The organism is Sedimentitalea nanhaiensis DSM 24252, assembly GCF_000473225.1.
Taxonomy (GTDB): Bacteria; Pseudomonadota; Alphaproteobacteria; order Rhodobacterales; family Rhodobacteraceae; genus Sedimentitalea; species Sedimentitalea nanhaiensis.
This window is the reverse complement of the sequence record NZ_AXBG01000001.1, coordinates 30105-55854: the sequence shown is the minus strand read 5'-3', so window position 1 is coordinate 55854 and position 25750 is coordinate 30105. Positions and strand designations below refer to the sequence as shown.

Annotated in this window: 19 protein-coding genes; 10 read left to right on the top strand and 9 right to left on the bottom strand. The window is 60.0% G+C overall.

Annotation, left to right across the window (positions count from 1 at the left end; all coding sequences use genetic code 11):
• Positions 1-10 precede the first annotated feature (10 nt).
• Positions 11-2638, bottom strand: a complete 2628-nt coding sequence (locus tag NANH_RS0100225; protein ID WP_027260250.1) for a right-handed parallel beta-helix repeat-containing protein — start codon at positions 2636-2638, stop codon at positions 11-13.
• Between the two features lie 1143 nt (positions 2639-3781).
• Between NANH_RS0100225 and NANH_RS0100220 the strand changes: the two genes are divergently transcribed.
• The 5 genes from NANH_RS0100220 (at position 3782) to NANH_RS0100200 (ending at position 10028) form a co-directional block, all read left to right on the top strand.
• The gene (locus NANH_RS0100220; RefSeq protein ID WP_051372162.1) at positions 3782-4582 is read left to right on the top strand and encodes a WecB/TagA/CpsF family glycosyltransferase; all 801 of its coding nucleotides are present in this window, start codon (positions 3782-3784) and stop codon (positions 4580-4582) included.
• Between the two features lie 123 nt (positions 4583-4705).
• Entirely contained in the window at positions 4706-7291 is a 2586-nt protein-coding gene (locus NANH_RS27275) for an AMP-binding protein (RefSeq protein ID WP_051372161.1), read from the top strand.
• A gap of 99 nt (positions 7292-7390) precedes the next feature.
• Positions 7391-8539 carry a dTDP-4-amino-4,6-dideoxygalactose transaminase gene (rffA, locus tag NANH_RS0100210; RefSeq protein WP_027260248.1) on the top strand — a complete coding sequence of 383 codons (1149 nt, stop codon included), beginning with the start codon at positions 7391-7393 and terminating at the stop codon, positions 8537-8539.
• Positions 8540-8542: 3 nt separating this feature from the next.
• Entirely contained in the window at positions 8543-9109 is a 567-nt protein-coding gene (locus NANH_RS0100205; protein WP_027260247.1) for an acyltransferase, read from the top strand.
• Complete coding sequence (locus NANH_RS0100200; RefSeq protein ID WP_027260246.1) at positions 9099-10028, top strand: hypothetical protein; 930 nt, start codon at positions 9099-9101, stop codon at positions 10026-10028. Before NANH_RS0100205 ends, NANH_RS0100200 begins: the two co-directional genes overlap by 11 nt.
• Before the next feature lie 39 nt (positions 10029-10067).
• On the opposite strand, the gene xrtD is transcribed toward NANH_RS0100200, so the two are convergent.
• The 4 genes from xrtD to NANH_RS24900 form a co-directional block, all read right to left on the bottom strand.
• Positions 10068-11672, bottom strand: a complete 1605-nt coding sequence (gene xrtD, locus NANH_RS0100195; protein WP_027260245.1) for a VPLPA-CTERM-specific exosortase XrtD — start codon at positions 11670-11672, stop codon at positions 10068-10070.
• A 143-nt stretch (positions 11673-11815) separates the two neighbouring features.
• Entirely contained in the window at positions 11816-12907 is a 1092-nt protein-coding gene (locus tag NANH_RS0100190) for an acyltransferase family protein (protein ID WP_161631351.1), read from the bottom strand.
• Between the two features lie 140 nt (positions 12908-13047).
• Entirely contained in the window at positions 13048-13374 is a 327-nt protein-coding gene (locus NANH_RS24905) for a serine O-acetyltransferase (protein ID WP_051372160.1), read from the bottom strand.
• Between the two features lie 128 nt (positions 13375-13502).
• Positions 13503-14330 carry a VirK/YbjX family protein gene (locus NANH_RS24900; protein ID WP_161631350.1) on the bottom strand — a complete coding sequence of 276 codons (828 nt, stop codon included), beginning with the start codon at positions 14328-14330 and terminating at the stop codon, positions 13503-13505.
• Positions 14331-14807: 477 nt separating this feature from the next.
• Between NANH_RS24900 and NANH_RS24895 the strand changes: the two genes are divergently transcribed.
• Positions 14808-16145 (top strand): glycosyltransferase family 4 protein, encoded by a 1338-nt coding sequence (locus NANH_RS24895; protein ID WP_051372158.1) that lies wholly within the window; start codon positions 14808-14810, stop codon positions 16143-16145.
• 9 nt (positions 16146-16154) lie between these two features.
• On the opposite strand, the gene NANH_RS0100170 is transcribed toward NANH_RS24895, so the two are convergent.
• A complete protein-coding gene (locus NANH_RS0100170; RefSeq protein ID WP_027260243.1) occupies positions 16155-17084 on the bottom strand; it encodes a glycosyltransferase family 2 protein in 930 nt (309 codons plus the stop codon).
• Positions 17085-17276: 192 nt separating this feature from the next.
• Here NANH_RS0100170 and NANH_RS0100165 point away from each other — a divergent pair, with 192 nt between their 5' ends.
• Complete coding sequence (locus NANH_RS0100165) at positions 17277-18596, top strand: nucleotide sugar dehydrogenase (RefSeq protein WP_027260242.1); 1320 nt, start codon at positions 17277-17279, stop codon at positions 18594-18596.
• Position 18597: 1 nt separating this feature from the next.
• Here the strand turns inward: NANH_RS0100165 and NANH_RS0100160 are convergent, their stop codons facing one another.
• Positions 18598-19257, bottom strand: coding sequence for a hypothetical protein (locus NANH_RS0100160; RefSeq protein WP_027260241.1), 660 nt, complete (start codon positions 19255-19257; stop codon positions 18598-18600).
• 241 nt (positions 19258-19498) lie between these two features.
• Here NANH_RS0100160 and NANH_RS0100155 point away from each other — a divergent pair, with 241 nt between their 5' ends.
• The 3 genes from NANH_RS0100155 (at position 19499) to NANH_RS0100145 (ending at position 22510) form a co-directional block, all read left to right on the top strand.
• Positions 19499-19957 (top strand): GNAT family N-acetyltransferase, encoded by a 459-nt coding sequence (locus NANH_RS0100155; RefSeq protein WP_027260240.1) that lies wholly within the window; start codon positions 19499-19501, stop codon positions 19955-19957.
• A gap of 24 nt (positions 19958-19981) precedes the next feature.
• A complete protein-coding gene (locus tag NANH_RS0100150; RefSeq protein WP_027260239.1) occupies positions 19982-20926 on the top strand; it encodes a GNAT family N-acetyltransferase in 945 nt (314 codons plus the stop codon).
• A 423-nt stretch (positions 20927-21349) separates the two neighbouring features.
• On the top strand, positions 21350-22510 hold the full coding sequence (locus NANH_RS0100145) for a glycosyltransferase family 4 protein (RefSeq protein ID WP_074920689.1): 1161 nt from the start codon (positions 21350-21352) through the stop codon (positions 22508-22510).
• A gap of 24 nt (positions 22511-22534) precedes the next feature.
• Here NANH_RS0100145 and asnB read toward each other — a convergent pair whose 3' ends face one another.
• Together asnB and NANH_RS0100135 are read right to left on the bottom strand one after the other, a co-directional pair.
• Positions 22535-24472 (bottom strand): asparagine synthase (glutamine-hydrolyzing), encoded by a 1938-nt coding sequence (asnB, locus tag NANH_RS0100140; protein WP_027260237.1) that lies wholly within the window; start codon positions 24470-24472, stop codon positions 22535-22537.
• Complete coding sequence (locus tag NANH_RS0100135; protein ID WP_027260236.1) at positions 24472-25740, bottom strand: glycosyltransferase family 4 protein; 1269 nt, start codon at positions 25738-25740, stop codon at positions 24472-24474. The genes asnB and NANH_RS0100135 overlap by 1 nt, the downstream gene beginning before the upstream one ends.
• Between the last annotated feature and the right edge of the window lie 10 nt (positions 25741-25750).

The following is a 25750-nucleotide window of genomic DNA, read 5'->3' as shown; positions in this document are numbered from 1 at the left end:
TGTGGTCGGGTCAGGAAAGCAACCAGACCTGGTCTTCGGTCGGCAAACCGATGTCATCGGTCAGATCGGAAACGACCGGCCCGACGGCAGGCGCGACATTGTCGATGATATCCGTCACGCCCTGGCCACTGCCCGAGCTGATATCGAGCCGGACGGTGTCGGTGGCGTGGTCGACCACCAGATCGGCGTCCAGACCGTTGCCCAGTCCGATGAACTCGATCTTGTCCAGCTGGCCCAGCAGTTCGTCCACCGCGATCAGGGTGTGCGACCCGGCCCCACCGTCATAGTCGGACAGGTCGATCCGCAAGGTGCCGTCCAGCGTGACGCTTGATTTGACCGGGCTTCCGGCCTGATCCCAGGCACCGGAACGGAATTCCTCGATGGTCGAGAACCCGTCGGCATCGCCCTTGAAGGTCAGCGTGCTGCCGTTCTGCATTTGCAGTTTGGCATCGCCGCTGCTGGCACCGTCAAATCCGATTCGGGCGTCCGAGCCGTCGATGATCAGCTGGCTGCCGTTGGTGACCTTGTAGGTGGCGCCCGAGGTCGCCAGCAGGGTTTGCCCATCAGTGGCCTGCAGCAGGGTCTTGCCAGTGACGTCGCCGGTATTGGCAAAGCGCCCGCCATCCACCTGGAGCGTCAGCACCTGGTTGCCGGCATAGCCGTCGGTCCAGAACTGTCCGGCGTTGATGGTCTGGATCAGGCCCGCGTCTCCGCTGGAGGCCAATGTATCCTCGACGCTGAGCTTGCCGCTGTTGACGTAGAGTGCGCCGCCGCCCAGGTCCAGATCGTCCAGCTGCGTGGTGCCGCCGTATTGCACGTGGTTGCCGCCCAGATCGACGCGGTCGCCGTTGTCGGGCAGTTCCTCGTTGTTCCAGTTGATACGGTTGTCCCAGCGGATGCCATCGGCCAGAGCGTTCGGAATGAAGCGATGGCTGGTGGCGCTGCCGTTGCCGCTGGCTTCGACACCGAACCCGTTCTGGAAATAGGCGATGATATCATCCGCCGTTACATCGACCTCATCTGCCAAGATGGCTTCCATCAGTTCGGCGATGGTGGCCTTGTCCTGACCCAGAACCTCTGCCGCAAATCTCTGGATCGTGGTCTGGTCTGCGAGGTCTGTGTCCGTCACTTTGCCGTTGTCTGTGACAGAGGATGGGCTGACCCAACCGCCGCCTGCCCAATTGTAGATGATAGTATCGTCATAGACTGTTTCGTTTCGAATTTGCAGCGCATCATGGGTGACCGTTTTTCTTGCCAGTTCTTCCGGATTGTCCGGATCTGCGAGATGCGCGATGATGTTGTCCAGCAGCGTGGTGTCGATGGCCTTAACTTCCACGCCCAGGGTCCGACCGCCGACAGCGCCATGGGTCCATTCCTTGTGCGCCCCGGAGGTCACCACATTGTCGGTGAAGAAAGTGAAATTTCCGATCGGGCCATCGCCCTGCGATTCATAGATGCCGCCCATCATGTTCACGGCGACATTGTTGTCGACAAAAACGTTGTCTTCGATGAATGCGCCGCCCCGGAACTGGACTCCCACTGAGCTCGCCTGCGAGATGATATTGTCGCGCGCGGTGACATCAGAGGTGTCGTTTTGAAGATAAACACCGTGGGAGAACATGGTGGGCGGCACACCACCTTCAGTGGATCCGTCCGGCAGGTAATCGTCCTCCCAGCCATTGTGGTGGATGATGTTGCCTTCCATGAGGATGCCAGTTGTGTTGGTCGAGAAAAAGGCGGTTCCGCCTCCGGACCAATACCCATCGGTTTGCGCTGGGTTGAGGATGTGTGAGAGGTCGGAATCGCGGAGGGTAAAACCTTCCGTATTCTGGATGTTTATAATCCCGCCACCGTCGGAGACTTGACTGTTGTTGACGATGATGTTTTCACCGCCCAGGCTCAGGATACCGCCTTGCGGTGCGATATCGTCGAACACGACATTCTGGCTTTCGAGCTGGTAGATCTTGATCGGGTCGGTTAGTACTGGCCGATCACCTTCGCCCCATGACGATACATAGAGCGGATGCAGCGGGCTTTCCCCCGATGCGGCCACACCGATCAGCCGTCCGGCATTTTCATAGGTATAGCCCTTTTCGAACATCAGCCAATGCGATGCAATGGTCGGAGTTCCGCCGGAGGGGTAGAGGAGCGCATCCCACAGGTCCATGCCGACATCCGTGGCCAGGGCCATGTCTTCCGAGCCACCGTATTCCGGATGATCCATCAGCCACTTTCCGGTGACCGTACCCTCGCTGACGCCTTCGCGGGCGGCGATGTCGGCAGCTGTCAGCGCGCCGTCGCTGCCCGAGACATAGACCTTGCGGTGATTGTCGCCGGTTTCGACGACCAGATCGCCCTGTGCATCGGTCTCCAGCATGTAGTGCTTGCCTTCACCCCAGCCGGCGTCCTGTTCGGGGGCGGCAACATCCAGCGCCGCGCTGCGGGTCTCGGTGGTGCCATTGGCATAGGTGATTTTAAAGTCGAACGAGAGTGCTCCGCTGTAGTCGCTGCCCGACATGACCAGGGCCAGCGTGTTGTCGGGATTGACCGTGACATTTCCGTGCGCGGGGCCATTGGTGATCTGGATCGAAGCGATGTTCTGCGTAGCGTCGAATGTTCTGCGTAGCGTCGACCGCAAACACGGTCACCCGCCCACCAGCGACGGCGGCAGTCGCCCCTTGGCTTAACGAGACAGGTTCAATCTGCCCTCCATTATCGACCTCGGGCGGCTCTGGCGGTTCGACTTCCGGGTCTTCCGGCTCTTCGGGCTCTTCGGGCGGCCTTGGCAGTTCGACTTCCGGCTCTTCGGGTTCTTCCGGCGGTCTTGGGAGTTCGACTCCCGGCTCTTCCGGGACCTCGGGAGTGACGACCTCGGGCGGCTCTGGCAGCTCGACTTCCGGCTCTTCGGGCGGCCTTGGCAGTTCGACTTCTGGTTCTTCCGGCTCCGGGGCGGCGGTGTCCAATCCGCGTCTCCAGGCAAGCATGTCCTGCCAGGAGGGGGGCTTTGACCAAGAAAAAGAAAGGTTGGAAGTCCAAGGCATATGTTTGTCCCAAGTTTTTATGGCCTGCGCGTCAGCCGATCATTCTTCCGAACTGCCGCAGGCTGTTTTTTTTGTGTGTGTTTTATGTTTCTCGATCCATTCGGCAACCGGAACCCCTGCGGGTGGAGGCTGTTTGATGCCAAGATGGTCAGGTGGTGTCGGTCCGTTTACGTTTCGCCATGGCAAGGTGTGCCACAGGATAACCTGTCTGCTCGTGTCATTTGCTCTGCCTGTTCTCGTGAGTGTGATGCGATGCAGGACGCGTCGCGCCCGCCTTGTACGGGCAACGATCCGATTTCGGAATGGGGAGATCCGAATACGCGCGCTATCTGCGGGTTTTCGCCGATGGTTCATCTTTAACGGGAAAGATGACCCTGCGTCACCCGAGTTTCGGGATTCCTTTTCCCGCTCTGCGGTCCCGTCAGTACAGTGCAGAATTGCCCTTTGGTCGCTGTGCTTCAGTCTCAATGTGGCCCCAATGCAGTTGCAAGGATGGGCTGAATGCCCGATACGTCAGGGGCATTTTCGCGGCAGTGCCGGCCGATTTCTGAAGGGTGAACGATTTCGATCATGTCTGAGCAGCACTTGGAAAAGGCAGGGTTCGGCGGGGAGAGGATGGGTTCGTCTTGTTACTCAAAGATTAACGCACTCTTGATTTGCTCTACCATAAGTTGTGTTTTTTCGGCGGAGGGCATTTCGCTTGCCCCTTCTGGGGTCGACAGAACGAAAGGCGCTTTCACATGAAGGACAATTGTCGCGACGTGGTACCGGCTGCGGGCTTGGGAGAGCTTAAGCGTGTGCCGCTGCTGAATGCGTGGGTGAACGATCTGTCCATGGACGCCCTGGTCAGGGATTTTCCCGAGGGGTCCATGCTGACGCTGCATGTGGACATGATGATGAAGCTGCAGCACGACCGTGCGTTCTATGACCTGCTGGACAAGTTCGATGTGATCACATGCGACAGCCAGATCATGTATGCCGTTCTCAAGCTGCTTGGCACACCGGTGCAAGAGCGCGTGTCAGGCAGCGACTATTTCCCGCGCTTTTACATGCACCACAAGGACAATCCGGAGGTGACCGTGTTTCTGTGCGGCGGCAAGCCGGGGATCGCCGAGCTGGCGCGCGAGCGGATCAACAGGAAGGTCGGCCGCGACATCATCGTCGGCACCGATGCCCCGGCCTTTGACCTCGAGACCCGCGAAGGCGAGATCGAGCGCGTGATCGAGGCGATCAATGCGTCCGGTGCCTCCGCCTGCCTGGTCGGTCTTGGCGGCGGGCGGCAAGAGAAGTTCATTGTCAAATATCGCGACAGGATGCCGGGGGTGAAGCTGTGGCTGCCTTTGGGCGGCACCATCGATTACGAGGCAGGCACCTTGCCCCGCCCCGCGCCGTGGGTGACGGATGCTGGGCTGGAATGGTTCTATCGCCTGATCAAACAACCCCGCGTTCGGTTCCGCCGCTATATCATTGAAAACCCGCCCTTCCTGTGGCTGGCGCTGAAACAGAAGCTGGGGATCTATCGGGATCCGTTCGGGGAATGACCCTGCCGTTGCGGTCTTTGTGTTCGTTTGAACAATCAGTGTTTTTGTGCTTGCCGGTCTCCGGATTTGTAAAGGTACCAAGGCATGAGATAATTCGTAAACCATGGTGACGAGCGAAAAAACATGAGTGTAAGCCGACTGGATCATCTGGTTCGCATTCGGGCGAAAAATTCACTCTCGTTTCTTGAGAAGGCTTTTGAACTTTACAGTCGGAGCACCCCCTTTTGCATCGAGCGGGATACAATCGAGCATCCTGCGATTCAGGCCATGTCGCCGCAGGATCCGGAACCGGTGGAGGAACGCTTTGGCTGGGGGCAACTGAACTACAAGCCGGATTTCTCCGAGGCGATTGCGCAGATCGTTTTCACCTCCGGAACGGAAGGCCGCCCCAAGGCCATCGCCATAACCCATCGCAACCTTGCGGATGTGGTTGTGCGCCTCAACCGGGTCATGGAGGTCGATGACAGTATCCGGGAATACATCGGTGTTCCGGTGACCTATTCATTCGGTCTGGGCCGCGCGCGGGCGGTTGCGGCGGCGGGCGGTGCCTTTTTCCTGCCCGAACGCTTCGATCCCTCCGAGATCGCGCGGATGGCCGCCGCCGGAGAAATCAACGCGATTTCTGCGGTGCCCGCGCTGTGGCGTCTGGTTCTTGCCAATCCCGGCATCATTGGCGATGCGGGCCGGGCGATCCGCTGGATCGAAATCGGCAGCCAGGCCATGAGCGCCGAGGAAAAGGCCGGGATGCGCCGCCTGTTCCCGAACGCCCGCATCGTCCAGCACTATGGTCTGACCGAGGCATCACGCACGACGTTTCTGTGCATCGATTCCGCCCCGGACGATGTCCTGGGCTCTGTCGGCGATCCGACCGGAGAGGTCGAGATCGAAATCGGACCCGATGGCAGTATTCGGATCCGGGGGCCGCATGTCGCGACCGGCACAGTCACCGATGATGGCGCGATCCTTCCTCTGGTGGATGGCGATGGCTGGCTCGTGACCAAGGATCAGGGCCGGTATGAAGATGGGGTGCTCTGGTACGACGGGCGGTTGGATGACCAGATCAACGTGGCCGGGATCAAGGTTGGCGCCGAAGCTTTGGAGGCACGGGTTCGGGAGTTGATTCATGCGAAACCCGGCTCATTCGCGATCGGGGCGGGGTCCGATGCCTTGCGCGGCGAGATTGTCCTGTTGGCCGTGGTCCAGATGCCGGATGTCAATCCGGCTCTGGTGGAGGAAGCAACACGGATTGCACTGCGGGAACGCGGAGTCGAGGCTGACGGTGCCTTGCGCCGCATCGAGGTTTCCCAGTTGCCGACCACCGGAACAGACAAGGTCCAGCGCCGCAGGCTGCGGGATCTTGTTCCCGTGCCCCCTGCCGGGCCGGTTCAGGCAGAGCAGGTCGACCTGAGCCCGGAACAGGCCCGGATTGCCAAGGCATGGCGCCGGGTGGTCGGGGATACCCTGATCCGCCCCGATGACAGCTTTTACGATCTGGGCGGCGATTCCCTCAGCGCGATGCAGATTGGCCTGACGATGGAATCCGACGGGTATCCCAATGCCGTTGTCAAAGGCACGTTGGAGGGGCGCACCCTGGCCGAGCTGGCCGGGGCCGAAGTGCGGGACGGATTTCCGGATGCGACGATCCGCAGCTGGGCGCTGAACCTGGTGCGTGGCCTCATGGTGCTGTCGGTGCTGTTCGCGCATTGGGCCCCGGGCGTCTTTGCACGTCTTGGTCTTGAGGAGGCGACCGCCCGGATCATGGGGCCGTTCTATCGTATGGGAACACCCGGGTTTGCCACGGTTTTCGGCCTTGGGCTAGGGTTCTTTCTTTTTCCCAATGTTCTCGATCGTCCTGCCGCGGTGCGCAGACGCTTGCGCCAATCCTGGCTGCTGGTCGGGGCGGCGGCGCTGCTGCTGGCACTGGTGCTGGGGCTACGTCTGAAACTGTATCAGGGGCACATGCTGTCGGCCGAACAGATTGCGGTTCTGTTTTACGGTGTGCTCACCTTCTATCTGGTGGCGCTGGCGCTGGCCTTTCCTGTGATGCGGCTGATCGCCCGGCGGGACCGTCCCTATGCGGATTGTCTGCTGGGAGCGGTGTTGCTTTGGTCTGTTTACCTGATGCTCCGGCCGCTGATGCCGCCGGACTCTCTGGGGTCGCCACTAGAGCTTCTGAAACTGCTCGCGGTGGGGCATTACAGCGTTCCCAGGATCGGGGGGCTTGTCCTTTTGGGGCTCGCTGCGGGAATTTGGTACGCGCGTCAGACGGAGGCGGCCAAGGCCGCAAGAACCGCCGCCGTGACCGGGGCGGGGATTGCGGCGGTGGCTGTGCTGATCGGTATCGAGCACGGCGGAATACAGGCGCTGGCGGATCCTCTGGGCGGGTTCCACAGATCCCTTGCGGGTTATGTTTTTTATGCGGCGCTTGTCGTGACCCTTTTGGGGTTGGCCACACGTGCCATATCGCATTGGTCCTCATGGCCCGGGGGGGTGCGGACAGGTCTGAAATTCCTGATCGTCACCGGAGCTTTGGCCCTGCCGATCTACGCCTTTCACGGGGCGGTCATTCCCGTGGCCGACATCGGCAAGGACCTTGGGGTGCCCGGCGGCATTGCGATCGCAGTTCCGATGGGCTTGTTTCTGTCCGGGATCGGTTGGCTTGGGCTTCGCGTCTGGCGGATGTACTTTGGAGTTTCCGTGAACAATTAACAGAATGTCAGACCACATATTGGCTTAAGGTTTGCGTTAATCCCGGCGCTGACTAAAACAGGTTCTCGATGCCGACGGGATCGATTTGGAAAAATAAGAATGACCGCAAGTAAGACACCCTTCAATAAACCCTCCATGGTGGGCAAGGAGGTTGCCTATCTGCAAGAGGCAATCGACCGGGGGCAACTGTCCGGCGATGGTCATTTCACCAGGCTCAGCAATGCCCGTATCGCCGAGATGACCGGGGCTCGCTGCGCGCTGCTGACCCATTCCTGCACCGCCGCGCTGGAAATGGCGGCGATCCTGTGCGATCTGGAGCCGGGGGACGAGGTGATCATGCCGTCCTTCACCTTTGTCTCGACCGCAAACGCGGTGGCCTTGCGTGGGGCGGCGCCGGTCTTTGTCGATATCGACGCGCAAACGCTGAACATGGACCCCGAAAAGACAGCCGCCGCTGTCACGGATCGGACCAAGGCCATATTTGCGGTACACTACGCGGGTTTTCCGGCCGACATGGATGCTTTGGCCGTAATCGCCCGCGACCATGATCTGCTGCTGGTCGAAGACGCGGCCCAGGCGCTGGGATCCACCTACAAGGGGCGTCCGGCAGGCAGTCTGGGCGACATGGCGGCGTTTTCCTTTCATGAGACCAAGAACATCATCTCGGGCGAGGGCGGTGCGCTGACCCTGATGCGCCCGGATCTGGTCGAACGGGCCGAGATCATCCGCGAGAAGGGCACCAACCGCTCGCGGTTCCTGCGCGGGCAGGTCGATAAATACACCTGGGTCGATATCGGCTCGTCCTTCCTGCCGGGCGAGTTGGTGGCGGCCTTTCTTTATGGCCAACTCGAACAGGCCGAGGCGATCAAGCTGCGCCGTTTGGCCCTGTTTGACCGCTATGCCGAGGCTTTTGCCGATCTGGCCGGGGCCGGGCGGGTGCGCCTGCCGGTGGCACCGCCGGATACCACGGGCAACGGTCACATGTTCTATCTGCTGCTGCGCGACATCGAGGATCGCGACGCCTTTATTGCGCATATGCGCGCGGCGGGTATCATCACGCCGTTCCACTATGTACCGCTGCACTCCGCCCCGGCCGGTCGGAAACATGCCCGGTTTATCGGCAATGGCCTGCCGGTGACGGATGACATCTCGGCCCGGCTTGTGCGTCTGCCGCTGTTTTACGGGCTGGAAGACGGGATCGAAGGGGTGATCGAGGTGGCGCAGCGTTATTTCGAGCAAGAGGTTTGAGCCATGGCGTATCTTTCGCAAAAGGCCCTGGAGGCCATGGGGTTCGCCCGCTTGGGTCGCAACGTGAAGATCAGCGACAAGGCGTCGATTTACGAGGCCGAGAAGATGGAGATCGGGGATAATTCCCGGATTGACGATTTCTGCGTCGTTTCAGGGAAGATCGTGATGGGGCGAAACGTGCATATTGCGCCCTTATGTCTGGTCGCGGGCGGAAACCCAGGGATCACTTTCGAAGATTTTTCGGGTTTGGCTTATCATGTAAAGGTGTTTTCACAGTCTGACGATTACAGTGGCGCGACCATGACGAACCCCACGGTACCTTCTGTCTATAAGGCAGAAGTGGGTAAACCGGTGCATTTGGGAAGGCATTGTATTGTTGGAGCTGGAGCCGTCCTCACGCCTGGGGTCACTCTTGGGGAGGGTACGGCGGTAGGCGCTTTGGCCTTGGTACTCAAATCAACAGAGCCGTGGACGATTTATGCCGGGACCCCGGCTCGTCGCGTAAAAGCGCGTAGTCGGGATCTTCTGGCGCTGGAAAGGGACTATCTTGGCGCTGAATATGAAGGTTGAACGCATCTCTATGCAACGAAACTACATCGTCTACGCCCCGGCCTATAACGAAAATGTGGGAGGGATCATCTTTCTGCACGAACTGGTCCATGTGCTGAACCAGATGGGGGAGCGGGCCTTTCTATGGCCGATGTTGCCTTCATATGGAACCAATTTCCGCGGCCGTTTGAAGAAGTTCAAAAGGACTCTGCTCGACAGGCAGCATGCGCGCTATACGGTGTCCCCCAATCTGAACACCCCCATTGCCACCTCCGGAGATTTGGGGGGGGCCAGTATCGTGGTCTATCCCGAGATTGTTCTTGGCAATCCACTCAAAGCCAGAAACGTGGTGCGCTGGCTGCTCTACAAGCCGGGCCTGCGCCATCCGTACGAGTTCGGTTCGGACAACATGTTTTTTCGGGCGGGAGAGATGTCTGACCTCCCCGAAATCACCGGTGGCGCACCAGACCTGTTCCTATGGAAGATCAACCGGACCTACCACAACGAGAACCGTCCGGATCGCGACGGAGTTTGCTATATCGTCCGCAAGGGAGTCGACAAACCGCGTATTCAGGAAACCGAAGCGCCGGGTGCGATCCAGATCGACAAGATGTCTCATGCCGAGATCAACGAGATATTCAACCGCTGCCACACGTTCTATTCCTACGACGAGGCGACGATGTACTCGCAATACGCCGCTATCTGCGGTTGCACCTCGGTGGTGATTCCGGGGCTTTACGGATCACGTGAGGAATGGGTGAAAAACCACGAACTGGCGCGCTATGGTGTGGCCTACGGGCTGGACGACATCCCCCACGCCGTGACGACCCGGGACAAGGTTCTGGGTTTGCTCGAAGTCGAGGAAGCCAAGGGGCAGGCCACGGCCGAGCGTTTCGTGGAACTGACCAAGGCCCGGTTCTGGAGAGACGCCGCCGCATGAGATGCGGCGGCGCAGTCCGGGATTGCGGGCGCTTTTTCGTTACTTGTCCGGAATAAAGCGGGGCAGGGGCTCCTGGATGCCACGTAATACTTCAAGCAACCGCGCCTCCGCTTCTGCATCGGTTTCGTTCCGGTCGATGAGCGTGGTCAGACGCACCAAGCCACCATCGGTCCGGCCGGTCTTGATACCATCCATCATCAGCCAGAATTTTGCTGCAAAATCCCAAGCTATTCGGCGGTCTTTCTGCTGGAACCAGTAGAACACCATCATCCGCATCTCACCTTTCTGAATGATGGCGCGGTTGATCCGGAACGGCGTGTCCGATCCCATTGCCTCGGTGATGTCCGTGCGCTCCAGCCAGGCGATTTCCCAACCCGAACCCGGCAGGCAAATCTCGGGGGAATGCACCCCCCCGTCGCTTTGATCTTCGTACCAGGCCATGAACAGACCCACGGGGAGATCCTGACCCGGTTTGGCCAGGTTGACCTGATGGTAGTCATCCGCTCCCAGAGCTGCGGTCAGCTGGGCATTGAGGATATCGCGCGGACCTTGCTGCTGCCACTCGCCAAGCTGGCGAGGGAAGGTCGCGAAGCCTTCCCGCTCGGGCACGCGGCCGTCGCGGTCGGGCATCGTCATGATTGCCGTGGCTCCTGCCAGCGCCAGAATGGCGGCCGTGATCAGTGCCTTTGACGGGCGCACATATTGCAGCCGGGAGATTTGCGGCAGCAGGTCGGACAACTCGAGATCAAGTGCGTCCGCGAGGCTGAGCTTGTCTGGATGCAGGAACAGCATCAGCCAGGCCAGGAGAAACAGGATTGCGATACAGGCCAGAAAGATCACCCAGCCCTCAAAGAAATGGCTGAACCCTTCCAGCCAATCCAGCCCGTAATACTGCACGATGATCCCGGCAATTGCGATCCGGATCGAGTTCATCAGGAGGGCGATCGGGACAGCCGACAGCAGCAGCACCGCCTTTTGCCATTTTGGACCGCGATAGAGCACCGCGAAGATGTAGGAAAAGGACAGGATCGGGAACATGTAGCGCAGGCCCGAACAGGCCTCGGCCACATGCAGCTTGGTCACGCCCAGGTCGATGATGTTGCCGTCCAGAAACACCGGCACCGATAGCATCTGCAGGAACCAGACGCCCATTTCCGAGGACAGGAACTGCAGCGAGGTCGAGACCTTGTAATAGATCACTCCGGGCAGGGGCAGCATGTAGACCAGGTGCAGCACAGAGGGCCAGAAATTCCGCCCGGTGCGCCAGCCGAAACTGGTCAGAAGCAATCCACCAACCCAGAGGATCATCGCATAGGCGACGATATCGTCGATATTGGCCAAGATCCCCAAGGCGCCGAACAGCAGCGAAAAGGTGATCAGAAGCACGCCGGGCCAGCGGTCGGATTTGGGTCCGGGATCGGCCGGCTGATCGCGCAGCTCGCGCAGGAACAACAGCGCCGACAGCACTGGGATCAGAGGGCCGTGGCTGTATTCCGGCAATTGCCAGGCGACCAGCAATGCATTGATGCCGTTGGCAAAGAAAATTCCCGCCGCCATGATGGTGATCAGGAGCCAGAACATGCCCCAGGTAAAAAAGGAGGAGAGGCGCGGAGGCGCGGCTACTTCGGAACTGGGTGCAGACATATATAACCTCTTTGGCGCCAATCGTATCCTGACCCCGCAACACGTCAGCACAATGACATGCGGGATCGGGCGGCACAGTGGCACATCGTTCGTTGAAGTTCTATTGCCAGGCCGGGGTTCCGAGCAAAAAACTGGACGGCGGATCAGCCTTTGGGGTTTCGGGCCAGTGCCGATTTGACCTGCAACTCGAAATCGGCGATGAATGCAAGGATTTGGTTTTTCCGGTCGAGGATCGGTTTTTCCACGAATGTCCAGCTTCCCATCGCGAATAATGCCGAAAAAGGTATAGTTAGCGCCATCAGGAGCAGGGTATTGTTGACGCCCATCTCGATATGAAGGGTTTGCATGATCGGATAGTGGAACAGAAAAATACCGTAGGAAAGATCACCGAACGGGATCTTCGGAAGCTTCAGCAGCCCGAAACAGACGGTTGCATAGGAAATCGGTATGATCGCCAGGTACCGCGTTTCATATATTTCAAGAAGAATCACTCCCAGCACGAACATGATGACCGTCAGAGCCCTGCTGTAGGGCAACTTGTCTTTGTACAGATAAATGCTGCAGGCCCAGAGAAAGGCGAGTTCGAGAGATCGCCCATTGACGTGCAGCTCTCCTCCATCGGGTTGGAACCTGAACAGCTCTCTTGCGGTCAGGAGGATTGCGAACAACAGCATCGCGACTGAGAAATGCCTTTGTAGATAGGGAAACTTCAGCGTCACGAGTGCGATGCCGATCAGGAAGATGTAACATTTCAGCTCGTAGGGTATTGTCCAGAGCTGGGCATTTACAAAGCCGCCCTTGAAGACCCCGGGCAGCGTAAAGTGGATTTCTCCGATTATGTTGAGAAAATATTTGTAGAAATCTATGTGAGTGAAATATTCGGACAGTGGCAGGCTTGTGTAGATCGCGCCCAGAAGGGTCGCCGACAGAAAAACTTCAACGGCCAGCGCCGGGACAATACGCAATATCCGCAGCGCGGCAAATTGCATGATCGAATTTCGGAACAGGCTGCCCAGAACGAGATATCCGGACAGGGCAAAAAAGGCCGGCAGAATGAAGTACCAGACATAGGTATTGCCGAATGTCCATGTGTTCGAGGCCGGGTTTGATTCTACGGCGCAGTGCTGAAGAACAACTCCGGTTGCAAGCCCGATCCTCAGGTAATCGAACCCGACCGTATGGCCCTTGTTTTTCAATGCCATCTCCGCGATGGTTTGGTTAGTCAGCGTCTTCAAAAACGTCTCCATCAAAAAAATCCCGGAGCCGCGTCGCGCGCCGGATCATGGTTTGGTAATAGGCTGCAATTCCTCAATTTCCGGTTTTATTCTACTTCCCGTAAGGCTGCTCGTTCAGAATATGTGGAAATGTGGGCGGCTCACAAGGTCCGGGCCGGGATGCCGACGGCGGTCGCATTTTCCGGGACATCGGACAAAACGACGGCATTGGCACCGATCTTGGCGTTCTTTGCGATGTGAACGCCGCCCAGAACCTTGGCTCCGGCCCCGATGTAGACGTTCCTGTCAAGGCGGGGCGCGCCGGGGCCGGATGTCTGGCCCAGGGTGACCTGCTGCATGATCAGGCAGCCCTCGGCGAGGATGGCGTCCTGGTGAATCACGACGCCCGTCAGATGTGGAAACCGGACCGAGGCGTCTATCGTGGCGTCCCGATGGATGTCCGATGCGCTGATCACGGTCCAGAACATGTGCCCGAGCTTTCCCCATGCACATCCAAGCCAGGCCATGGGGCCGGGTTTGTTCCGGTATCTCTGATAGCGATGAATGGCGCGGATGAGTTTGCGATCTTGATGAGCCAGTAACATGGGCAGCGCCTTCAGGTGTCAACGAACGTTACGACCGGTGCTCTGGGCAACGTTTCGCATATTGCCGCCTCCGTGTCTTCGAGGAATGCGCGGCGTTTGCGATACAGGGATCGCTTCTTGGGTTTGACGGTGTCCAGGTCCCGATGTCCCGGGTCCACCTGAAGTTCAAAGAATTCCGGGCTGACCTCCTCACCTCCTCGATCACGCCAAATATCATCATAATCAGGGGTCAAGTCGGCCTTGCCAAAGTAAGGATGTTGATGGTGACGATGGGCCTGCGAGACCGCCAGGATACGTTCGACGCCAATCTGGCGGCACAGAATGCGCAGTATATCGACCATGAAGTCCCGCGGGCGGATGCCCATGAAGGATTTGGTCAGGTCGCGGTACAGGGCCAGGGCATCTTCGGTCTTGCGCCCCTGAAGCCCGCCTATGACAGCTTCAAGTGTGCCATCCGGCGCTTTGTGCAGCGAAAAGGCCAGAGAATAGGCCCTGAAATCCCCTTTGAACAGATTGATGACCAGACCGCCCTCGCGCATGAACCACCGTGGCTGATCCATGATCAGGCGCAGATCGTCATGGATATCGGACATATCCAGAATTTCGATCTTTTCGTCGGTTTCAAACCGGAACGGTGGGGGCAGGCTGTCGATCGCCTGGTAATGGGCCAAAATGCGTTGCAGCCGTGTCGGCACGTCCCATCCCGCGCATTGATAGGGCCAGATCAAGGCACCCAGCATTTGGGGCCGATCGGTCATGATCCGGGCCAGGGCGCTGCGAGGGGCCGCCGTGAAGAACCGCCGGGTCAGTGCGCGATGGCGATGTCCCGCGACGATCATGCGCGTTCTCAACAGCAACGCTCCGGGGCGGTACCCTGGAAAACAGGCCCGCGCGCCTTGCAACAGATTGAGAGAGAAATTTGTTTCCATCGGACGGGTTTTACGCCTCATTTACAAAATTGCCGGTACCGCACCGCGCGGGCCACGATGGCATGTCGCAGCAAGCTTCTGCACGTGATCGCGTGCGTGGGCAAGCAGAGCCAGAGAATATGGCATGAAGCGTCAGACTTCACCGAACCTGTTTAAGAAAAGGTTCAAGCCCATCCCGATGATGAGCTGTTAGCGTACCGGCTCCAGGGCGACTGGATTTCCGGTCAGTTTACGATTTATCCCGTATCTTGGGCATCAGTATCTCAAAGGACCAGCATGTTTCGGTTGTTGGCTTCGGTATCGCGCAGTTCAGGCTTGGCCCAAGAGCTTGCGCAGAGACCGGGTTTCCGAGACAGGTAGCGTGGTATTCGTTTCCGAGGATCAAACATGTCGAACGCATCTTCCCGCCCACGTGTTCTTGTCATCGCCGAGGCCGCCAACCCGGAATGGGTCAGCGTTCCGCTTGTGGGCTGGTCGATGGCGCGGGCGCTTGGCGAGGTGGCGGATGTTCATCTTGTGACGCAGATCCGCAATCGTGACGCCATTCTGCGCGCCGGACTGGTCGAAGGACAGGATTTCACCGTGATCGACAGCGAGGCGATTGCCCGCCCCCTGTGGAAGCTCGGAAACGTGCTGGGCGGCGGCAAGGGCAAGGGCTGGACCATATCCACCGCAGTGGCCGTGGTGAGCTATCCCTATTTCGAGCATCTGATCTGGAAGGCTTTCGGGGATGCCATTGAAGCCGGGGAATACGACATCGTTCACCGTGTCACGCCGCTGTCGCCGATCACGGTGTCCCCCATCGCCGCCAAATGCGCTGCGGCGGGCGTGCCCTTTGTCATGGGACCGCTCAATGGCGGGGTGCCCTGGCCCAAGGGGTTCGAAGACGTGCGCAAGGCCGAGGGGGAATGGTTGTCGCGTTTTCGCGGGGTTCGCAAACTGTTTCCGGGGCGACGCCGGATGCTCAAGGCGACGCGGGCCATTCTGGCAGGGTCGCGTCAGGCGGTCCGCGAAGTGCCGCGCGCCTTTGCCGACCGGGCCGTCTGGCTGCCGGAAAATGCGATCGATACGGCGCGGTTCAACCGGATTGCGCCACAGAAGATCGACGGGTCTTTGCGGGCGTGTTTCATCGGGCGGCTGGTACCCTGCAAAGGGGTGGATATGCTGATCGAGGCGGCAGCACCGGTGCTGGCCGCTGGCAGTCTGCGGCTGGATATCGTGGGCGACGGCCCCGAGCGCGGCAAGATCGAAGCCCTGGTCGACAGGTTCGACTTGCGATCCTCGGTGACTTTCCACGGCATGGTGGATCACCGCCGGGTGCAGGATCTTGTGGTCGGGTCCAACGTGCTGACCTTCCCTTCGATCCGGGATTTCGGCGGGGGCGTGGTGCTGGAAGCCATGGCGCTTGGCGTGGTGCCGATCGTTGTCGATTATGCGGGGCCGGGCGAACTGGTTGTGCCGGGGACCGGCTACAAGATCCCGATTTCCTCACGCGATCAGATCATTGCCGATCTGCGCCGCCAGCTCGAAGAGATTGTGGCCGATCCAGGCGCTCTTCCGGCCATGGGCGCGCGTGCGCGTTCGCATGTACAGGCCAATTACACCTGGTCGGCCAAGGCCCGCCAGGTGCGCGAGGTCTATGACTGGGTATTGGGCCGACGCGCGGACCGCCCGGATTTCGCCGCAACGCAGGCTGTGGCGGCTATCTCTCCGACCGGATCCTGAGGGGGCCGCTCAGGCTGGCGCTTGCCAGACACTGGCGCGTTCCGCTTCGATTTCCGCTGCGGCGCGGGCCTTGCCGACGCGCAGGGCGCGCAGCTGGTAGGCGCGGATGAACGGGATCAGATCGGCATCGCTTTGCTGTGGGACGCGGTGCAGCCACGACCCGAAATAGCCGCGCAGCATCGACAGGCTGCCGGTTACATAGGGCGGTTGGCGCAGCTTGTTGATGGCCGAGGCGATCAGGAACAGCGGATGTGTGCCCATGTAATACTGCCCGAACCCGTGGCGGCGGCGGCCGGCGTGGATGTTCTGTTGGCTGGACCCCATCGGGCGCAGGTGCTCGAATTGCAGCTCGGGATCGTCCCAGCTGACCGCGATCCAACCCAGTGATCGCGCCTTGTGGCAGTCGATCCCGTCCCACATGACTTCGCGCACAAAGCCACCGATCTGTTGAAAACAGCTGACACGCATGAACTTGGACGCGCCGACCGACATCTCGTCGCCGATGCCTTCGGATATCCGCTCGCCCCTGGCACCGGTATACCAGGTCTTGCCGGAACAGGTGCCGACGCGGGGATTGGCCTCCATCCGGTCCATCAGCCCGGCGAAATAGCGCGGCGGCAGGTCCAGATCGAGGTCGAGTTTGCAGAGATAGGTATAATCGTTCAGATCGACCGTATCCAAACCCGCATAAAACGCCTCGATCACGCCGGGGCCGACGGCGCGTTTGCCCCGGTCCTCGCGGCGCACCACCCGGATCCAGTCATGCTGCGCGGCGTATTCCGCCAGGATCGCGGGCGATGCGTCGGTCGAGCCATCGTCCACGATCACCCATATCGCGGGGCGTTCCTGTTGCGCCACCATGCTGTCCAGCGTGCGGCGCATGTAGTCCGCCTCGTTGCGGCCAGGGGAAATCACGACATAAGATCTGGGATCGGGCATGGATTGCATATGGCCTGGACAAGGTTAAGAAATATTGTGCTTTTGCCCGCCCCGGGGCGGTGTCGCAAGCCGTGCCTGCAGTCCGCGCCGCGGTTTTACCTTTCCAGCCCCATCATGTTGCCAAAAACCCCTGTTCCTGAGACATAGCTTGCAAGATTTCAGCGCGTTGCGCTTTCAGTACGGGAAACAGGTATGTCATTGTTGGATGCAATTGCGGACAAGACCGCGCGGGTGGGCGTGGTTGGGTTGGGTTATGTCGGGCTGCCACTGGCGGTCACCGCCGCGCAGCGCGGATTTTCCGTAACCGGGTTCGATATCGACCAGTCCAAGATGGATCGGCTGGATGCCCATGACAGCTATATCGGCGCGGTGGCCAGCGATGACCTCAGGACGCTGTCTGACTCCGGGCGGCTGGACTGGACCACCGATTTTGCGCGGCTTGCAACATGCCAGGCGATCCTGATCTGTGTGCCGACGCCGCTGACCAAACAGCGCGAACCGGATCTGTCCTTTGTTACGGTTACCACCCGCGAGATTGCCCGCCACATCCGCCCCGGCACTCTGGTGGTGCTGGAATCCACCACCTATCCGGGCACCACGGACGAAGTACTGGCGCCGATCCTGGCCGAATCCGGTCTGACACTGGGCGAAGATATTTTCCTGGGCTTTTCGCCTGAACGCGAGGATCCGGGCAATGCGCGATACAATACCAGCACGATCCCAAAGATTGTTGCCGGTTCCGGCGAGATGGCCGGACAGCTGATCGAATCGCTGTATGCGGGAATCGTCGATCAGGTGGTGCGCGTGTCCACCACCCAGACCGCCGAGGCGGTGAAGATCACCGAGAACATCTTTCGCGCCGTCAACATCGCCTTGGTGAACGAGTTGAAACTGGTCTACGACCGGATGGGCATCGATGTGTGGGAGGTGATCGACGGGGCCGCCACCAAGCCATTTGGTTTCATGCCCTTCTATCCTGGGCCCGGCCTGGGCGGGCACTGTATCCCGATCGATCCGTTTTACCTGACCTGGAAGGCGCGCGAATACGAGGTGCCGACGCGGTTCATCGAACTGGCGGGCGAAATCAACACCGCCATGCCCAACCACGTGATCGACCGGCTGCGCGAGATCGTGGATCGCGACGCCGGCAAGGGTCTGAGCCGCGCGCGTATCCTGCTGGTGGGCATCGCCTATAAAAAGAACGTCGCCGACATGCGCGAAAGCCCGGCGATGAAGCTGCTGGAACTGCTGGACGAGGCAGGGGCCGAGATTGCCTATATCGACCCCCACGTTCCCGAGATTCCGCCGATGCGCGAATACCGCCAGTTCACCGCGCGCCCGGCACTGGACCCGGCAGAGCTGAAACCGGGCCAGTTCGACGCGGTGCTGATCGCCACCGATCACGACGCGGTGGACTATGCCGCGCTGCTGGACCTGGAGTGCCCGGTGATCGACACCCGCAACGCCATCGCCCGGCGCGGGCTGCCGATGGAACGGGTGGTCAAGGTATAGGTCAGCTCAGGCGGCGCGCGCGGCGCCGAACGAACCCGAACGCCATCAGTCCCATCGCCAGAAGCGGTGCCGCAGCGGGCAGAGGGACGGGGGAAATTTCGGTGCTGGTGAAATTGGCGAGGGCGAAATCGGCCGTTGCGCCACCGTGTTCATAGAAGTTGCCGTTCAGCCATCCAGTGCCCCAGGTCCTATCGTCGGTGAAGAACAGACGTCCTTCACCCGTCATCGGATTGCTGCCCAGATACCATTCTCCACTGGAACCCCATGCAAAGATTGTAAAGCCATTCGGATTAACCGCTGAATCAACGACCGATCCGGGTTGAGGATGCATCCGATTGAATTCTGCGCACAGAATACCACTGAGGCAGTCGATGGAGTAGATATCAGACCAGTCAATCTCCAACTGCATCGCGACGCGTCCGGTTTTTCCGATAAGATCCGCCAGCGGATGAATGCCTGCCACGACTTCTTGATAGAGCGGATCGTTGTACTCGACCTGTCTTTCCGTGACATTGCTGGTAAATGGTGAAGAAATTTCCGTCAGGTTGCCAACCGAAAACCAAGAGTCCACCACATCAAATTCATAGCGGATCGTTCGGGCATCAGCCTGAGTGGAGAACAGTCCGGACAGAAGCCCGGCAATCATCAAAAAACGTAACATCTCTAAATCCTTAACAGATAAACAAAATCACTCTCACCCAAGCAATAGGGTAGCAACGGGTGGGGTGGGCTGTCAGGCTGTATTTCCCGGATGGAAAACAACCTAACCGGTATGTGCGGTGGGTGGAAAAGAGCGCTGCGGTAAATTCCGGGTGCGGATTGCATCCGTTATCGCACTGGTGACATTCGTCCTGTATCGGATAGGGGATCAGAACCTGTCCCCGGAATAAAGACCACGTAACGTGCCGCACGATATCGAATTTGTCCCATACGATGACACCTTCCTGTCCCTGTCCTGGGGCTGGCTCAACGATCCCGAGATCAAGGCGCTGACGATGACGCCGGATTTCAGCCGCGCGGCGCAGGCCAGTTGGTATGACAGCCTGCCGGGGCGCGGCGACTATCTGATATGGGGCGTCATGTATGCCAGCAGGCCGGTGGGTGTCTGTGGCCTGAAAGGGATTGCGGACGGTACGGGCGAGTATTGGGGCTATATCGGCGACAAGACCTGTTGGGGCAAAGGCGTCGGCGGTCGGATGGTCGGGTTCATCGAGGATCAGGCGCGTGCGCTTGGGCTGGGCGGGATCTGGTTGCGGGTCTGGGATGGCAATTCCCGCGCCCGGGGGCTGTATGAAAAGCTCGGATACCGGCTGGACCGCCATGCGGATGATGTGGTCCTTCTCAAAAAACCGCTGCACTGACGCGGCCAAGGACGGATTAAGCTTATGGAAATTCTGCGTTACAGCCCCGAACATGCGCGCGATTGGGATGCATTCGTAGACAATTCGCGCAACGGGACGTTTCTGTTTCGGCGCGGCTATATGGATTACCATTCGGACCGATTCACCGACCATTCGCTGATGGCGGTGTCTTCAGGTCAGTTGGTCGCGGTTCTGCCGGCCAATGAACGGGACGGCACGCTTTGGTCGCACCAGGGGCTGACCTATGGCGGGTGGGTCTATGGCGACAAGATGCGCGGCGCGTTGATGCTGGATGTGTTCGAGGCGATGACGGGGTATCTGGCCGGGTTGGGGACGATCGACCGGGTGGTCTATAAAGTTGTGCCGGAGATCTATCACCGGGTCCCTTCGGAAGAGGATCAGTATGCGCTGTTCCGCCAGGGGGCACGCCTGTTTAGGCGCGATATCGCAACTGTGGTGGTGCCCGGGGCCAGGCTGCCGATCCGGTCGGGAAAGAAGGGCAACATCAAGAAAGCCCAGAAAGCTAGCGTCGAGGTGCGCCAGTCGCAGGATCTGTCGGCCTATCACGGGATCCTCAGCGACGTTCTGGCGCGCCACGATGCCGCTCCGGTGCATTCCCTGGCCGAGCTCGAACTGCTGATGGGGCGGTTTCCTGACAACATCAAGCTTTATGGGGCCTATCTGGACAACGCGCTGGTGGCCGGTTCGATCGTCTTCGAAACCCCCCAGGTCGCTCACACCCAATACCTGGCCGCGTCAGATGCAGGTCGATCGAACGGTGCGCTGGATCTGCTGCTCGATTGGCTGATCCGCGAGGAATACCGGGACAAGCGGTATTTCAGCTTCGGGATTTCAACCGAAAGCGAAGGTACAGTCCTGAACGAAGGCCTGATCGCGCAGAAGGAAGGGTTTGGCGGGACGGCTTTCATGCATGACTTCTATGAATTTCTGATCCTGCCAGCCGGTTAAGGCTGTGCGTCACTCTTCGGCCGGGACTTTGGCCCATAGGTTTGTGGCGCAGGTTCTGGAACCAGGCCTCATAGTTGCGGAAACTGGACCTGTCCCGCTTTCGTTCCGCCCTCGGTGCTCGTTTAAGTCACCTTCCGTTCGAAAGCGACGGGGCTTTTCCAGCCCAGTGCTGAGTGCATGCTGTAAAGGTTGGAGGTGCCGCTATCCGGCTAAGCTCCCGAAATGGCGCGCGCGAGTTAACGGTCGTATCCTATCTAACCAAGAGAATTCGGTTCGTTCATCTGGTTTTATCTGTATTGGGCAAGTAGCGTTAGGGTCGTGCTGGTGGGAATACCTATTCTCCATTACAGGCATTCCTCTGGGCTTGGAACCTTTGTGTGGAAAGTGTTTAAAGCCCAGGTAAACAAAGAGAGAAAATTCTCGGTGCGAAGTATCGTATTCATTCAGAACGGCGACTTTCGGGAAGCTTTCAAGAGGTTTGCCGATGGTGGTGCTGAAACCTACCGGGATCAGAAGAAATCAGTGGATTTTGTCGCAGCCCTTGCACCAAAGGCACGGGTGACAACTGTCGCTTTCGGTCCCAAAGCGTATCGCACGGAACTAGCGCCGAACCTGTGGGCAGTCGGGTTGCGTCGGGATGGCCTTCGCTCTTCGGGCATTGCGCGGGTATTCGATGACACCGCGCCAAGCCATATCGTCCTGCGCACGCCACACCTTGGGTTTCTGCGGGAAACGCAGAAGCGGAAAATCTGGTTGCTTCCTGTGTTCGCGGACATTTTCGTTCGTAAAGGCGTACGTACGGCCCTGCAGAATTTTACGGTCCGTCGTGCGTTGCAACGTTCGCGATCTCCCTGTGTTTCCAATCATAGCCTGAACGCGTCACGTTCGCTGGTTTCGGCCTTGGGGGTTCCGTCTGAAAAGGTTGTGCCCTGGGACTGGAGCAGGGTTCCGCTGGCTGGTGCATGCAAGGCGGGGGTTGCCGATCCGGCCAGCCCAACGGCGTTTTTTGCCGGAGCCATGACCGAAGCCAAGGGGGTCGGGGATTGCCTTGAGGCAATTGCCGAGCTGCGAAAAGGGGGGGTGAATTTTTCGATGGCTTTTGCGGGACCAGGTGATCTCCGCCACTGGGAAAAGGTCGCAGAGACGCTTGGCATCTGGGATCAAGTCCGGTTCCTCGGGATGATTTCGAATGCCGACGTGCGTCGTGAAATGCATCGGCACGACTTTGTCATTGTCCCGTCGCGGCACAGCTACGCAGAGGGTCTGCCTAACACGATTTACGAAGGGCTGGCTTCGCGATCAGTCTTGATCATCTCGGACCACCCGGCTTTCGTCGGGCGTCTCAAACCGGGCGAGGAATGCCTGATGTACCCGGCTGCGAACCCCAAGGCACTTGCGCAATGTTTGAAACAGGCCACCGAGGACCGTGAACTCTATAAAAGGGTTTCCGAGAATTCGGAGCGCGCGCATGACGGGCTGTATATCGGGTTGGAGTGGTCCGCTCTGGTCGAGACCTTTCTTGACGATCCTGAGAACAGATCCGGCTGGGTTGAAAGGAATTCCTTGAAGTCCTCGATGTCTTGACCGACGGAAACAAAGGTCGGCAGTCTAAGGTTGTTCCAGCCAAGCCTGCACCATCAGGACACACCACAGTTGTCCACCCCAGTTGAACCGGCCCGACAGGTGTTGTTGCCACATGCGGTCGATCGCCTGGGGATTAAAATAGCCTTCGCGGGCCAGGCGCGCGGGATCCAGAAGGGCGGCGGCCCAGTCTTTCAGGCCAGACCGCAGCCACAGACCGATGGGGACTTCGAAGCCCATCTTGGGGCGTTCGATCAAGTGTTTGGGTACGTGGCGATACAGCACCTGGCGCAGGGCCCATTTCGTCGTGTCCCCGCGCAGTTTCATGTCCTCGGGCAGGCCCCAGGCAAATTCCACCACCCGATGATCCAGCAGCGGCGCGCGGCTTTCCAGCGCCACGGCCATGGTGGCGCGGTCGACCTTGGTCAGAATGTCGTCGACCATATAGGTCAGCATATCGAGCTGCATCATCCGTTCCAGATCGCCCAACCCTCCACGCGCAGGTGGGTGATCGGCCAGCAGCGAGGGTGGCGGCGTGGCACCGGGCACCGCCGCTTCGGGGAAGCGCCAGACCGAGACCATGGCGCGGTGCAGCGCCATCAGATCGTCCTGACGGGCGTAATTGGCCAGACGGTGCAGGCGCTGTCCGATCGGCTCCTTGCCCTGGGGCGTGGGGATCAGCGGCGACAGCAATCTGGTCAGCGCCCCGGCCGGAATCGCACGGACCAGCCCCGCGCCCATGCTGCGCATCGGGGCAGGCATCCGGTCCAACGTGCGGCGCAGTTTCAACGCATGGGCGTAGCGACCGTAACCGCAGAACAGCTCGTCGCCGCCATCGCCCGAGAGCGACACGGTGACATGTTGCCGGGCCAGTTCCGACACCAGGTAGGTGGGGATCTGCGAGCTGTCGGCAAAGGGTTCGTCATAGATCTGCGGCAGGCGCGGGATCACGTCGCGCAGCTCTTGGTCGCTGACATAGAGATCGGTATGATGGGTGCCGAGGTGAGCGGCCACCGCGCGGGCGAACTCGGCCTCGTTATAGCGCGCCTCGTTGAAGCCGATGGAAAAGGTGTGGACGGGCTTGTCGGACTGATGCTGCATCAGCGCCACTACAGTTGAACTGTCGATGCCGCCAGACAGGAAAGCGCCGAGCGGCACGTCCGACATCATCTGCTGGCCCACCGCATCCATCAGCAGGCTTTCCAGCGCATCCACGGTTTCCGTGTCCGACATGCGCGGTGGCTTTTGAGCAGCCGCGATCGCCGCGCCATCCCAGTAGAGCCTGCGCCGGGGTTCGGGCTGCTCCATCGAAACGGTAACGATCTCTCCGGCGCGGACCTTGGCGATACCGGTATAGATCGAACGGTCTTCGCCCACGTTGCCATGGCGCAGTACTTCGGTCAGACTGCTGCGGGCGATTTCTCCTGTGAAAGCAGGGTGTTTTCGCAGGGCCTTCAACTCGGATCCGAAGAGAAAGGCGCGGCTCGCACCCGCGCCCTGCCAGCCGTAATAAAGCGGTTTTTCCCCCAGCCGGTCTCGCATCAGGGTCAGTTCCCGCGTCTTGCGGTCCCAGAGGCCGATGGCAAACATGCCGACGGCGCGTTGCAACGTGGCCTCCAGCCCCCATGCATCGATCCCGGCCAACAGGGTTTCCGTGTCCGACGTGCCGCGCCAGGCGGCTGCGTGGCCCTGTTCGTCGAGCTCGGCACGCAACTGACGGTGATTGTAGATCTCACCGTTGAAACTCAGCATGTAGCGGCCCGAGGACGAGGCCATGGGTTGATGCCCGGCGGGTGTCAGATCGACAATGGCCAGGCGCAGATGTCCAAGAGCAATGCCAGCCTCGTCATCGCACCAGTGGCCCTGGGAATCCGGCCCGCGATGGGCGATGGCCCGCATCATCTTGGTGACGCGCGCCTCTGCTCCCGGCGCGGGGGGCGCGAGAAATCCGGTGATACCGCACATCAGCCCGCCTCCGGACGCAAAGGTTCGGGGCGCGGAGCATCGCCGCCCTGCCCTGCAAACAGCGCCCCGATCCGGGCGGCTTCGATTTTGGCGTCGAATTCGGCCCGCACCTTTTCGCGCCCGGCCCGGCCCATTTCGGCGCGCTGCCCGGGCGGGGTATCGGCCAAGGCGGTGATGGCATTCGCCAGCGCCTGAACGTCGCTCGCAGGCACCAGATGCCCCGAGACGCCATTCTCGACCAGCTCGCCCACGCCCGCGACCTGGGTGGCGATCACCGGCTTGCCCGCAGCGAGCGCCTCCATCAGCACCACCGGCAGGCCTTCGGCGAAACTGGGCAGCACCAGCGCATCGGCGGCGGCCACGGCTTCGGCCACGCCCTCTTGCGACTGGAACCCGACAAAGCGCACCGCATCGCCCAAGGGTCGCGCCAGCGTCTCAAGATGCGCGCGGTCATCGCCATCTCCCACCAGCGTCAGGGTCAGATCGGGATGGGTTTCATGCGCACGGGTCATGGCGTCGATCAGCACCCGCAACCCCTTGATCGGGGTGATGCGCCCGACGAAGACCAGGTGCAGACCGGGGCGCTGCGGTGGCGCGGGGCGGTCATAGCGGGCCGGGTCGACCCCGCAATGCACGATGCGCAGCTTGTCCCAATGGGCGGGGTCCGAGAAATACATCGCTTGCGAGCGCGCGAAATGGCTGATGCAGGCGACAAAGGCGGCACGCGCGGTCTTTTCACGCAGGTGCCATTTTTCAGGCTCATAGAGTTCGGCCGGGCCGTGCAGCGTATAGCTGAAGGGAATGCCCGACAGGGCACTGGTCAACATCGCCACATTGGCGCTGGGATCGGCGAAATGGCTGTGCACGTGATCGATGTCCCTTTGGCGCAAGTGTCGGGACAGCACCATGGCCTCGGCCAGGTAAAAAAGCTGTTTAAGCATGCCTTTGGCCCCCGGAGGGGCCGTGCGCCAGGTCAGAGCCAGCGTCCGCGTCAGCCGTGCCGGAGACGCAAGCGCCGCTCCCAGGGCAGACAGAGCCTGCAATGGCTTCTTGCCGGATTCGATGATGTAAAATGATGTATCCGCCGCCTCACGTTCCTCCAAGCCGGTCAGATGGTTGGTACCGGGTCGGCGCATCGAACAGGTCAGAACCTCAAAGCCGAGATCCCGCAGGCCAGCTATCTCGCGCTGAATGAACGTATGCGATACGGCCGGATAGAGCGACGTCAGATAGGCCAGACGCGGCAGGGGGTCTTGGGTGGGGATCATCCGGCACAGA

Excerpts from the sequence above, each read along its gene's own strand:
- NANH_RS0100220 (WP_051372162.1), top strand. The coding sequence starts at position 3,782 with ATGAAGGACAATTGTCGCGACGTGGTACCGGCTGCGGGCTTGGGAGAG.
- NANH_RS27275 (WP_051372161.1), top strand. The coding sequence starts at position 4,706 with ATGAGTGTAAGCCGACTGGATCATCTGGTTCGCATTCGGGCGAAAAAT.
- rffA (WP_027260248.1), top strand. The coding sequence starts at position 7,391 with ATGACCGCAAGTAAGACACCCTTCAATAAACCCTCCATGGTGGGCAAG.
- NANH_RS0100205 (WP_027260247.1), top strand. The coding sequence starts at position 8,543 with ATGGCGTATCTTTCGCAAAAGGCCCTGGAGGCCATGGGGTTCGCCCGC.
- NANH_RS0100200 (WP_027260246.1), top strand. The coding sequence starts at position 9,099 with ATGAAGGTTGAACGCATCTCTATGCAACGAAACTACATCGTCTACGCC.
- xrtD (WP_027260245.1), bottom strand. The coding sequence starts at position 11,672 with ATGTCTGCACCCAGTTCCGAAGTAGCCGCGCCTCCGCGCCTCTCCTCC.
- NANH_RS24905 (WP_051372160.1), bottom strand. The coding sequence starts at position 13,374 with ATGTTCTGGACCGTGATCAGCGCATCGGACATCCATCGGGACGCCACG.
- NANH_RS24900 (WP_161631350.1), bottom strand. The coding sequence starts at position 14,330 with ATGATCGTCGCGGGACATCGCCATCGCGCACTGACCCGGCGGTTCTTC.
- NANH_RS24895 (WP_051372158.1), top strand. The coding sequence starts at position 14,808 with ATGTCGAACGCATCTTCCCGCCCACGTGTTCTTGTCATCGCCGAGGCC.
- NANH_RS0100170 (WP_027260243.1), bottom strand. The coding sequence starts at position 17,084 with ATGCCCGATCCCAGATCTTATGTCGTGATTTCCCCTGGCCGCAACGAG.
- NANH_RS0100165 (WP_027260242.1), top strand. The coding sequence starts at position 17,277 with ATGTCATTGTTGGATGCAATTGCGGACAAGACCGCGCGGGTGGGCGTG.
- NANH_RS0100160 (WP_027260241.1), bottom strand. The coding sequence starts at position 19,257 with ATGTTACGTTTTTTGATGATTGCCGGGCTTCTGTCCGGACTGTTCTCC.
- NANH_RS0100150 (WP_027260239.1), top strand. The coding sequence starts at position 19,982 with ATGGAAATTCTGCGTTACAGCCCCGAACATGCGCGCGATTGGGATGCA.
- asnB (WP_027260237.1), bottom strand. The coding sequence starts at position 24,472 with ATGTGCGGTATCACCGGATTTCTCGCGCCCCCCGCGCCGGGAGCAGAG.
- NANH_RS0100135 (WP_027260236.1), bottom strand. The coding sequence starts at position 25,740 with ATGATCCCCACCCAAGACCCCCTGCCGCGTCTGGCCTATCTGACGTCG.